The sequence below is a fragment of the Nocardioides sp. NPDC047086 genome (assembly GCF_040643685.1).
Classification (GTDB): domain Bacteria; phylum Actinomycetota; class Actinomycetes; order Propionibacteriales; family Nocardioidaceae; genus Nocardioides.
In genome coordinates this window covers 1-6,660 of record NZ_JBEYUV010000078.1, presented here as the reverse complement: position 1 = coordinate 6,660, position 6,660 = coordinate 1, and the positions used below count along the sequence as shown (strand labels likewise).

Sequence of the window (6,660 nt, the reverse complement as noted above, 5' to 3'; positions counted from 1 at the left end):
GAAACGAAAACACAGTCGCTAAGCGAGGTATCCCAAGAAGCGACCGTGTTGGTCTCGACACGCCTCCGCCTAGCGGCTCCGGCGGCTCGACCAGCGGGGGAAGCGGCTCGACCAGCGGGGGGAAGCGGCTCGACCAGCGGGGGGAAGCGGCTCGACCAGCGAGGCAAGCGGCTCGACCAGCGGGACCAAGCGAGCGGGACGTCCTACCGTCCCACCGCGTAACCCTGCGCCCCCCGAGCATTGGCAGCAGCAGAAAGCGTGCCAGTAACAGGATCACGAGTAACCGCAGAGAGCCGCCCCAGAGACCAGTCACCGCTCAGCTCGACCGCATGACCACGACGTCGCAACGAATCGACGATCTGAGCCCCGAGGCGATCCTCGAGCACCGCACCAGCAGGAGTCCACGTACGCGGCCAGAAGGACCCGGGGAAGGAGGTCGAGTGGAGCGCCGGAGCGTCGATGGCCTCCTGGGGCGAGTAGCCACCGACGATGGTGCGCAGCAGGTAGAGCAGCTGCCACTGGTCCTGCTGGTCGCCACCCGGCGAGCCGACCGCGGTCACGGCTCGCCCGTCGCGAAGGACGAGGGTCGGGGTGAGCGTGGTGCGCGGTCGGCGGCCGGGAATCAGCGTCGAGGGCAGGCCCGGCTCCAGCCAGGTCATCTGCAACCGGGTGCCGAGGCAGAAGCCGAGCTCGGGGATCATGGGCGAGGACTGCAGCCACCCGCCCGAGGGGGTGACCGCGATCATGTTGCCCCAGCGGTCGGCGACATCGATGTGGCAGGTGTCGCCCCGGGTCTCGCCCTCACGCGAGACGGTCGGCTCCCCCACCCCGGACGCCGCCGCGGCCGGGTCGTAGGTCTCGCGCAGCGGCGGGAAGGCCCTCGCGCCCAGCCCGGGCCGCACCTCGGCCGAGGCGATCTCGGCGATCAGGGGGCGGCGGGTGGCGGCGTACTCCTTCGAGAGGAGGGTCTCGATCATCGCCGGATCGGCGCCGTCGCCGTAGTGGGCGTCACGGTCGGCGAAGGCGAGCTTGGTCGCCTCCAGGATCGTGTGCGCGCCTTCGGGATTGCTCGGGTCGAGCAGCGCGTCGTCGAGCGGCTCGAGCAGATTGAGCGTCTGCAGCAGCACCGGCCCCTGCGTCCACGGCCCGGCCTTCGCGATGGTGTGGCCACGGAACTCGGTCGTCACCGGCTCTTCGTACGCAGCCGAGAACCCGGCCATGTCGGCCGCCGTGATCACGCCGGAATGGTCGGTTCCGGAGGAGTGGCGGTGCGGGGTGCGTACGAACCGCTCGATCGACTCCGCGACGAACCCGCTCCCCCAAGCGGCCCGCGCAGCGTCGACCCGCTCCTCACGGGTGGCGGCGCCGTCGCCTGCCGCGACGAGGCGGTCGAGGACGGCGGCGTAGGCCTCGTTGCGGACCATCGTGTCCGGCTTCGGCAGCTCGCCGTCGACGAGCCAGTGGGCGGCCGAGGTGGGCCAGTGGTCGCGGAACAGGTCGGCCACGGCCGCGATCGTGGAGACCGCACGGCCCAGGATCGGGTGGCCGTTGCGGGCGTAGTCGATGGCATAGGCGAGCACCTCGCCCAGCTCCCAGGTGCCGTGGTCGCGCAGCAGCATCAGCCAGGCCTCGACCGCGCCCGGCACCGCGGCCGCCAGCGCACCGGAGCCGGGGACCAGCTCGAGCCCCTCGGCCCGCATGTGCTCCACGGACGCAGCTGCGGGCGCCGGCCCCTGGCCCATCAGCACCGTCGGCGCACCGCCGGCAGGAGCGAAGATCCCGACCAGGTCGCCGCCCGGTCCGTTGAGGTGGGGTTCGACCACGTGCAGCACGAACCCACCCGCGACCGCCGCGTCGAAGGCGTTGCCGCCGCGCTCGAGCACCGCCTGAGCGGCGCCGCTGGCCAGCCAGTGGGTCGAGCCGACCATGCCGAACCTCCCCAGCAGGTCGGGACGGGTCTTGAACGCGGCCGGAGGGGTGTAGGCGGAGAGCACGCCCCTCAGGTTACGAGCGCGTGTCGGGCATCAGGTCGGCGGCCCGGTGCCGGGATAGGGTCGCCCCATGAGCGCACCAGCGGTCCGGGGCCGCATGCAGTGGTCAGTGGTCGTGCCGATCCTCGCCGTGGTGGTGTTGGTGTTCGCGTGGCTACGCCACGACCACTGGACGATCCTCGCCGTGGTCGCGGCGGTACTGATCGGGGCGGTGCTCAGCGCGGTCCACCACGCCGAGGTCGTCGCCCACAAGGTCGGCGAACCGTTCGGCTCGCTGATCCTCGCGGTCGCGGTGACCGTCATCGAGGTCGGCCTGATCGTGATGCTGATGACCAGTGGCGGCGACAACACCAGCACCTACGCGCGCGACACCGTCTTCGCCGCGGTGATGATCACGCTCAACGGCATCGTCGGGCTCTCGCTCATGGTCGGCGCACTCAAGCACGGACTGGTCAGCTTCAACGCCGCCGGCACGGGCTCGGCGGTCGCCACCGTCATCGCACTGGCGGGCCTCACCCTGGTGCTGCCGAGGTTCACGACCTCCGCGCACGGCCCGCAGTACTCACCCTCGCAGCTGGCCTTCGCCGCCATCGCCTCGCTCGCGCTCTACGTCGCCTTCCTCTTCACCCAGACCGTCCGCCACCGCGACTTCTTCCTCCCCGTCACCAGTGACGAGCACGGCCGGATGACCGGGCTGGTCGATCTCGACGAGGACAGTCACGCCGACCCGCCCTCGACCGGCGAGGCAGGCCTGAGCCTCGGTCTGCTCCTCGTCTCGCTGATCTCCGTGGTCGGCCTGGCGAAGGTCCTCTCCCCGACGATCGAGAGCACCGTAAAGACCCTCGGCTTCCCCTACGCCGTCGTGGGCGTCGTGATCGCCCTCCTCGTCCTCGCCCCCGAGTCCATCGCCGCGGTCCGCAACGCCTCCCGCGACCGGGTGCAGACCAGCCTCAACCTCGCCTACGGCTCCGCGATGGCCTCGATCGGTCTCACCATCCCCACCATCGCCGTCGCGATGATCTGGCTCAGCGGCCCGCTCGTGCTCGGCCTCGAGCCGACCCAGATCGTGCTGCTGGTCATCACCGTCTTCGTCACCGGCCTCACCGTCGTCCAGGGCCGCGTCTACGCCCTCCAGGGGTTCGTCCACCTGGTCCTGCTGGCCGCGTTCCTGTTCCTCTCGATGCAGCCCTAGCCGTCACGAGGCCGGGACTTCCTCGAGACCCACTTCGAGCTTCGGGAACGAGTGACCCTCGGCGTCCTTGAGCACCGTGTACTGGACGTCGACGTGCGGCTCGATGGCGCTGTGCTTGTCGTTGGGGGCGCCGATGATGAGCTGGAAGCCGAGGCCTCGCCAGGCGCCGATGGCGCGGCCGGTGAAGCGGGCGTCGGCCTTGATCAACGCCTCGTCGAGGAAGACCGGTGCGTAGCGTGGGCGCTCGGCGCCGGCGTCGCCGAGCTGGTAGCGCAGCGCGGCGCCGACGATGAAGGCGACCAGCTCCTGCGACTCGCCGCCGGACTTCTCGCCGATGTGGTCGTAGAGGGCGACGTGCTCACCGGTGTCGGCGGTGACCTTCTCGGCGCTGACGCGGACGTGGTTGCGTACGTCGACCAGGTCGGCGAAGTCCGGCGCCGAGCGGCGCATGCGGTCGATGAGCCGGGACATCCGGGTGTAGGCCTGCTCCCGGGTGTCGTTGGACGAGGCCTTCTCGATCAGGTCGCGCACCGCGCGGAGCTCCTTGCGGAAGCGGCCCCGCACCGCCGACTGGCCCTCCTGGGTGTCGATCCGGAGCCGGTGGCCGTCGTCGTTGAACGGCAGCTCGGCGAGGATCTGGTTGATGGGGTCGATCCGGTCACGGATCTCACGCACCGCCCGCGACAGGGTCGAGTCGAGGTTGGTCAGGTCGTTGCCCGACAGGTTGAGCAGGGAGTCGCGCCACTCGACCTCGAGCTCGTGCAGGCCGCTGGTCTGCAGCTCATCGAGGAGACGGTCGAAGTCGGCGTAGGAGGCGTCGGGGTCGGTGTGGAGGTTCGGGTTGGGCCACCGTTCAAGGAAGGCCTCGAAGCTCTGGCGGAGCTGGATGCGGGCGGAGCCGATCGTCTCCTGCGCACCGATGCGGTCGGTCTCGAGGCTCTCCCCCGCGCGAGCGAAGACCGCGTCGAGCTCGGCGAGCGCGTCCTCGCGCCGGCCGGCTCCCTCACCGCCGGCAGCCTTGAAGAGCTGCTCGAGGTAGTCGGCCTGGGCCGGCGCCACATCGGTGCCGGACGCCGCCGCGTCCTCCAGCGCGTCCTTGGCCCGGTCGACCTGCTCGACGACGTCGCTCCAGCGCACGTCGAGCTCCTTGACCGCGCTCTTGGCGGCGCCGATCCCCTCCCGCAGCGAGTCGACCTTGGCGCGAGCGCTCTTCAGCCGCTCCTGCAGCGTGGCGATCTCGGGGTTGTCGGCGGTGACCTCCTCGATCACCGAGGCCCACCGCTCTCGTTCGGCCTCGGCCGTGGCGACGTCGACCTGGTCCCAGGTGAGCGCGGTGACCGCCTTGAAGGACGTACGCCGCAGGTCGAGATCCTTGATGGCCCGCTCGGCCTCCGTGACCGCCACCGTCGCCGTCTCCGCGTCCGTGCGCGCCGTCTCGAGGAGCTCGGTCAGCTCGGCGACGCGACGGGTGTTGGTGAACCCGAGCACGTTGCCGGCCCCGTGACCACCGTGGGCGCCGCGCGTGCCCTGCGAGACCTGTCCGGTGACGGTCAGCGCCATCCGGTGCTGCCCGAGCAGCGCGGGAGTCTGCACGCAGACGTAGCCGTGTCGTTCGGCCAGCCGCTTCTTGAGCCAGCCGGTGAACACGCCGCGGCGGTAGTCCAGGCGCCCGGGCAGGGTGCCCTCGTCGAGGAGCGTGTTGTCCTGCAGACCGGTGTGGACGGCCTCGTAGCGGATCCGCGTGCGCTGCCGCACCGACTCGATCGCAGCCCGGAAGGCGCCGACATGAGCGGCATCGACCAGCATCGTGGTCGCGAACCCGCCCAGCGCCAGGTTGAACGCCTCACGCCAGGCCTCGTGCTCGGTGCGTACCTCGACCAGCTCGCCGACGAACGGCATCTCGGCCGGGCTCAGCCCGGCCGCCTCGGCCAGCACCGCACGAGCCGCCCGCAAAGGCTCGGGGATGTTGTTCTTCGTCTTCTCGGCATCGGCCAGCTCGTCCTCGAGCCGGCCGACCAGCTTGATCGCATCGGCCTCGGCCGAGCGCGCCGCCGCGTAGGTGTTGAGGGCGGTCGCGCGGGCATCGTCGTCGACGAGCGCCTCCTGCGCGGTCGCTTGCAGGGTCTCGAACTCGTCGCGGGTCGCGGCCACCGCCCCGAGGATGACGAGCTCCTTGTCGAGCGCCTCGCGGGCACGGCGTACGTTGTCGACCCGGGTCTCGGCCGACCTGATCTCGCGGGTGGCCTCCTCGAGGCGGCGCCCGCCCGAGGCCGCGACGGTGACCGCGAGGCCGTCACGCTCGGACTCGGCCGCGTCGATGAGCGCCTGCTTCTCGGCCACCGCCTTCTCCGCGGCGCTCTTGCGGGAGCTGAGCTCGGCCTCCAGCTCGCTGAGCAGGTCGACCCGCTTGCCGGCGCGCCAGAGCCCGGCCGGGGTGGCCTCGTCACCGAAGGCGCCGATCCCGTCGATCACCTCCAGCCGGGCAGCGGCGTCCTCGATCGCCGCCCGGTGCTCGCGGATCGGCGTCAGCGCCCGCACCTGCTGCTGCGCGGTGACCATCCGGTCGCGGGTCGCGGAGAGCTCATCGAAGTGGGCGACCACGCCGTCGGCGGTGGCGAGGGTCTCGGGCTCCTCGAGCACCATCTTCTTGTAGAGGTCGTCGACCGTGGTGATCTGCTGTCCCGCCTGGATCCTTCCCAGCAGGTTGACGGCCTTCTCCCCGTCACCCGCGGCACCGATCCCGAGCGCGGAGTGGATCCGCGCGGTGAAGTCGCGGTCGGTGTCGATCGGGGTCAGTCCGACCTCGGAGACCGCGGTGCGCGTGAACCGGTGGGCTGCGACCGGCTCCAGATCGCGTACGTCGAAGCCTGCCTCGGCCACGGCACGGAGCTTGGTCACGTCGTCGAGGTTCTTGGCGGACGCGGGGACGTACCAGGCACGGACCGCGGTGAAGCGGGCCCCGGTCTGGTCCTCCCAGGTCATCGCGATCGCCGACCAGGTGTCGCGGCCGTCGCCGCGCAGCACCCGGATCTTGGTGCCCTCGGCGGTCTTCGCCTCGTCGATCTTGCCGCGCGCGTAGGAGAGGATGTTGCGCTGGTCCTGACCGCGAGGACGGCCGACGACGCCACCGTTGGAGGCGCCGTTGAAGGGCGTCGTGTGCGGCATGATCAGCGCGATGTAGGCGTCCATCAGCGTCGACTTACCCGAGCCGGAACCGCCGGTGAGCAGCGTCGCGGTCGGCGAGAAACGCACCCGGTGGGCGCCGTCGTAGCCGCCCCAGTTGACCAGCTGCAGCTCGCTCGCGACCCACTGTCGACCGGTCGAGCGGGCGGGGATGAGGCCGAAGAGGCTGTCGATCATGTTCACTGCTGGTTCTCCTCTTCGACCTCGTTGGTCGAGCCGCCGGAGCCGCTAGGCGGAAGCGTGTCGAGACCAACACGGTCCCCCCGCCCCCCCGCAACCACCCAGATTGTGTAG

The 6,660-nt window shown here is 70.9% G+C and carries 3 protein-coding genes; 1 reads left to right on the top strand and 2 read right to left on the bottom strand.

Features of this window, described 5'->3' with window-relative positions; genetic code table 11:
• Positions 1–203 precede the first annotated feature (203 nt).
• Positions 204–1,928, bottom strand: a complete 1,725-nt coding sequence (locus ABZ796_RS27520; protein WP_357341357.1) for a gamma-glutamyltransferase — start codon at positions 1,926–1,928, stop codon at positions 204–206.
• 133 nt (positions 1,929–2,061) lie between these two features.
• Between ABZ796_RS27520 and ABZ796_RS27515 the strand changes: the two genes are divergently transcribed.
• Positions 2,062–3,183, top strand: coding sequence for an ionic transporter y4hA (locus ABZ796_RS27515; protein ID WP_357341354.1), 1,122 nt, complete (start codon positions 2,062–2,064; stop codon positions 3,181–3,183).
• A gap of 3 nt (positions 3,184–3,186) precedes the next feature.
• Here the strand turns inward: ABZ796_RS27515 and ABZ796_RS27510 are convergent, their stop codons facing one another.
• A complete protein-coding gene (locus ABZ796_RS27510) occupies positions 3,187–6,543 on the bottom strand; it encodes an SbcC/MukB-like Walker B domain-containing protein (RefSeq protein WP_357341356.1) in 3,357 nt (1,118 codons plus the stop codon).
• Between the last annotated feature and the right edge of the window lie 117 nt (positions 6,544–6,660).

Bases quoted from the DNA above. Each gene is read 5' to 3' on its own strand.
- ABZ796_RS27510 (WP_357341356.1), bottom strand. From the start codon at position 6,543: ATGATCGACAGCCTCTTCGGCCTCATCCCCGCCCGCTCGACCGGTCGA.
- ABZ796_RS27515 (WP_357341354.1), top strand. From the start codon at position 2,062: ATGAGCGCACCAGCGGTCCGGGGCCGCATGCAGTGGTCAGTGGTCGTG.
- ABZ796_RS27520 (WP_357341357.1), bottom strand. From the start codon at position 1,928: ATGGTCGGCTCGACCCACTGGCTGGCCAGCGGCGCCGCTCAGGCGGTG.